This is a genomic window from Candidatus Glassbacteria bacterium, assembly GCA_019456185.1.
Lineage (GTDB): Bacteria > Gemmatimonadota > Glassbacteria > GWA2-58-10 > GWA2-58-10 > JAJRTS01.
In genome coordinates, this window is sequence record VRUH01000113.1 from 245 (window position 1) to 3,537 (window position 3,293).

Here is a 3,293-nt window from a genome sequence, read left to right on the forward strand (position 1 = left end):
CTCCCACTCCTCAGCATCTATGTGCTGCTCGATCGCCGCCCGCACTCGCCGGCGCAACTCCTCCGGCGGAAGCGCCTGCAGCTCAGCGGCGTCGGTGCCGTACTCTTTGACGAATCTTTTGTACCGACTATCCTTGGGTTTCGCGGGCAGGGGGATGATCGCAAATTTCTCCAGATCGGCGACGTTCAAGGCCAGGCGCTCCCATGAAATTTCTCCTGCGGGCCAACCCACCGCCGGCAGGTCAAACATCTCGAACAGTTTCTTTTTGCAAACCCGCTCAATGTCGTAACCACTAGGGTCGTGGTCGCCGAAATAGTAGAGAAAGATTGGCTTGGTGATTTCGCACATCTCCTGAGCGGCTTGGTGCATGTAGGTAGTACTGGAGAAGCCGTGCACCGGACGAAGATTCACGTTGTACTCGTAGTAGGTGATGTCGCTCACCACTCCTGCAATGGCATCATCCTCCACCCAGATCTCTACGTAGTTGGGCTGCCGCGCCCAGAAATCTTTTCGATAGAGCTCAGCGGTGGCATCGACGAAGTCGGCCAGCCCGGACCAAGAGGAGGGCTTGATACGAGTGCGGACGTTGTCCACCAAGGTTTCAAACGGTATCTCGCCGCTGCGCCGGGCGAGGCCGATGACCCGCATCAGCTGCCTGTAGGACCGCTTGCACGCTTGGCTGTCCTCACCCCGCAGGACGTGATTGGAAAGCAGCAGATAGTACAGCTGCCGCAGCGTCATGGGCCGCTCTACGTCCAGCAGCACCTGGGCGGCGTCGATGATTTCCTGCGTCTTGTGGGTACGCCTGGGCATAATCGATCTAGATCCACTTTAGGGGCTGAGCGACGCCGAGCGCGAGCGCCTGGCCGCCAAGGGCCACGCCTTCAGCAAGGCGCACATCCGCATCATCGTCGATTGGTTCCACAATCCAGCCAACCTCCAGGGTTTGCCGTCCACGGAGCTCCGGGCCCACTAGACGCGGCCGCGACGATAGAGAGTGATCATTCGGTGATTATTGACCCCACTTGAAGACCACGCCGGCCGCGAAACGGCCTTCGTGGAACCACACACCATCGTGAACATTCGGAATATAATCGATTTGGAAAATACGGACGGCCGCCCAGCTACTTACATTCACATCTACGCCCATTCCGAAACCCATTGCAAAACTTGTGCCTGACACACCTCCGACTCGCTCGTGTACAACTCCAAAGAGGGTGTGCACAAAGGTAGTGGCTGTATCGTTCCGCGCCGTAAAGCGCGGCCCAAACAGGATCTCATAGGTTTGAAAGTCGATATTTCCGAAGGGGCCGAGGTCAAAAGACTTGTATTGACCACCGAAATCAGCCGTGAAGCCCACATTGCGATGGACATTTCTGCTGACGCTGGCTTGCCAACCGTAAAAATCCTCTCGCAAGATTTTGGCGTCCGCATTTAGATAAGAAGCGCCGCCGAAGACCTCCGTCCGCGGGTATTCATCCTCTTGCCCCCAGGCGGGCGGACAGACAAGCAAAAGCATTGTGACAACCAGCAGCAATGTAGCGATTGGCGATAGGGTTTTCATTTCAAGCACCTCTCTAGTTTGTTTTTCTTTCGTTCGATCAGCAAGACGGTGTAAGCCGTCCAGAAACCTCGGGGATTCTCAGGGAAGCGCTCTTCGAGCCGGGCCTGGTGCCTTCCAACCCTTGCCATGCGCGTTCCTGTCCCCGCCCGATGCGCTTCGGCCGACCGCAAAGGATTCCCGGCTGTATGGCCTGCCGGCGCCCTTTCTAGCCACGCACCGGCTCCCAATCCTGGTAGCCTTCGAGTTCGTTGGGAAACGCCAGCCGGATCGTACCGCTGGCGGTTTCGACCACCCCGTTGCCGTGCCGGCTGCGCAGCATGGCGCGGCCGTTCTCCCCCGTCCGGGCCGCGGTCCCGGTCGAGCTGCGCCGGCACGCTTCCTCCCAGCTCATTCCGCCCTGATCGGGCGGGGTCGAAAAACCAGGAAGCGGGTCCGAGCTCTTGCCTTGAGACTGCTGTGGTGCGAAAGTGCGACTAGCCATCGTGGCCTCCTTTGCAGGCCGCTGTGGTTAGCGCTGCGTCCGGTGTTTTCGCACCGGGCGCGGCGCGCTCCATCACGGTTTGATTTTCTTTTTCCGCCCTCTGCCCTTGCAATAGTGGGCGGCTTTGTAGGTTCGAACCTTTTCCAGGTCGCTCTTGCTCCAGAATCGCACGGTCACACATGCAACCCGGCGCACTCGGGGAACGGGCACCTTCCGCTCCCGCATCCAGCGATGGAGCGTGGCTCGCCCGATTCCCACCAACCTTGCTACCTCGCCGGTAGAATAGGTTTTCATAATGGTCGTGTATGTATCATATTTCACGTGGCACGTCAAGGCCCCCAACGGCTGTGCGTTTCACGGTCCAGGCTGCCTGCGCCGGCCGGCGGTTCAGGCTGAACCCGTTCGGCGTGGGCGCTTTTCCCCCGATCGCCCGCGCTCTTGAGGCTGAGCGCAGGCGGCGGTTCTTATTGGAGCGCCCCTAATCCTCTGGCATCTCTCAAGCTCGGAGAGATCAGTTGAATTAGGCGCACCTTTCCCGGAAACGACGTAGAGTCGGCTAATTGTCCTGCGAGTTCTGCTCCAAGCATGGCCCAGGCGCTGCGGTTGACCTCCGCCACCACATAGGCCCGCTCTGAGACAGCGATGAGGTGATAGACCTCCGGGTACTGCTTGGGGTAGATCTTACCAGCCTGCCGCTCATAATTCTCCGGGGAAAACGCCAACTTCATCTTGGGGACGCGCGGGGTGAAATCAAGACCATACGCCTGCGATAAGGAGTTGGGATTGATCCTTTCCTGCAGGAAGATGACGATGGCCTTCAGGGTGTCGTCGAGGAAGTACAAGGTGGCGCGGCGAACGCCGAACTTTCTCCTGAACTGCAGCCTGGAGTAGCGGGCAGATTTGTCTATCCAAGAATGGATGGGGGTTTTGAGTTTCTGATTTTCCTTGGTGTTGTTGGGTTGCCCAAGCACGGTCAAGGCATCCTCGATGGTCGCGCGGTCAAGCGTCAGCCCATGCCAGGAGTCCGGCTCCTGGGCCCAGCCGGGACCGGCCACGAGCAAGATCGCTAGTAAAGCTGCGTATATTTTCATTTTACTCTCCTGAGGTTTTTGTTGTAGTGCGTCGCTTTGCACCTGTGGGCTGCTTTCAGCTTTATAGGCTCGAACCTTTGCCAGGTCGCTCTTGCTCCAGAATCGCACGGTCACACATGCAACCCGGCGCACTCGGGGAACGGGCACCTTCCGCTCC

4 protein-coding genes and 1 pseudogene (1 of these 5 cut by a window edge) are annotated in these 3,293 nt (G+C 58.7%); all 5 read right to left on the reverse strand.

The genetic code is table 11. The features are described 5' to 3' along the window. Nucleotides 1-813 (reverse strand): annotated as a pseudogene (locus tag FVQ81_18140) (hypothetical protein) (it extends 244 nt beyond the left edge of the window). A gap of 199 nt (nt 814-1,012) precedes the next feature. Next, nucleotides 1,013-1,564: a hypothetical protein gene (locus FVQ81_18145; GenBank protein ID MBW7998452.1), complete on the reverse strand. Its 552-nt coding sequence runs from the start codon at nt 1,562-1,564 to the stop codon at nt 1,013-1,015. Nucleotides 1,565-1,769: 205 nt separating this feature from the next. Further along, on the reverse strand, nt 1,770-2,045 hold the full coding sequence (locus tag FVQ81_18150) for a hypothetical protein (GenBank protein ID MBW7998453.1): 276 nt from the start codon (nt 2,043-2,045) through the stop codon (nt 1,770-1,772). A 72-nt stretch (nt 2,046-2,117) separates the two neighbouring features. Beyond that, the gene (locus tag FVQ81_18155) at nt 2,118-2,339 is read right to left on the reverse strand and encodes a helix-turn-helix domain-containing protein (GenBank protein MBW7998454.1); all 222 of its coding nucleotides are present in this window, start codon (nt 2,337-2,339) and stop codon (nt 2,118-2,120) included. Between the two features lie 170 nt (nt 2,340-2,509). Further along, nucleotides 2,510-3,136, reverse strand: coding sequence for a hypothetical protein (locus tag FVQ81_18160; protein ID MBW7998455.1), 627 nt, complete (start codon nt 3,134-3,136; stop codon nt 2,510-2,512). Nucleotides 3,137-3,293 lie beyond the last annotated feature (157 nt).

Excerpts from the sequence above, each read along its gene's own strand:
- FVQ81_18150 (MBW7998453.1), bottom strand. The coding sequence starts at position 2,045 with ATGGCTAGTCGCACTTTCGCACCACAGCAGTCTCAAGGCAAGAGCTCG.
- FVQ81_18160 (MBW7998455.1), bottom strand. The coding sequence starts at position 3,136 with ATGAAAATATACGCAGCTTTACTAGCGATCTTGCTCGTGGCCGGTCCC.
- FVQ81_18155 (MBW7998454.1), bottom strand. The coding sequence starts at position 2,339 with ATGAAAACCTATTCTACCGGCGAGGTAGCAAGGTTGGTGGGAATCGGG.
- FVQ81_18145 (MBW7998452.1), bottom strand. The coding sequence starts at position 1,564 with ATGAAAACCCTATCGCCAATCGCTACATTGCTGCTGGTTGTCACAATG.